A 458-nucleotide genomic window follows, 5' to 3' on the forward strand; every position below is an offset into this window, starting at 1 on the left:
CGGTTGACGTAGGCGCGCTTGCCCGGGTCCACGGCGAACGTGATGTCGACGGTGTGGTCTTCATCATGCGGCTGCGGCACGCCGTTGACGTTGGCGAAGGTGTAGCCCTCGTTACCCAGGCGGCGGGTGATCAGCTCGGAGGTGGTGGTCATCAGCTTGCGCGAGAACACCTGGCCCTTCTGTACCAGCAGCAGCGACTTGACCTGGTCCTCGGGAACCTTCAGGTCACCGCTGAGCTTGACGTCACGAACGGTGTACTTCTCGCCTTCGTTGACGTTGACGGTGATGTAGACGTGCTTCTTGTCCGGGGTGATGGACACCTGGGTCGAAGCGATGTCCATGTTGATGTAGCCACGGTCCAGGTAGTAGGAACGCAGGCGCTCCAGGTCACCGGAGAGTTTTTCACGGGCGTACTTGTCGTCGTTCTTGAAGAACGACAGCCAGTTGGTGGTCTTGAG

General features: G+C 59.8%; 1 protein-coding gene. It reads right to left on the minus strand.

Annotated features, from left to right (window positions below; all coding sequences use genetic code 11):
• A partial coding sequence (locus IB266_RS30490) for a POTRA domain-containing protein (RefSeq protein ID WP_318646615.1) occupies positions 1-458 on the minus strand: 458 nt, incomplete at both ends.

This window comes from Pseudomonas sp. Pdm06 (genome assembly GCF_014851795.1).
Taxonomy (GTDB): Bacteria; Pseudomonadota; Gammaproteobacteria; order Pseudomonadales; family Pseudomonadaceae; genus Aquipseudomonas; species Aquipseudomonas fluorescens_AA.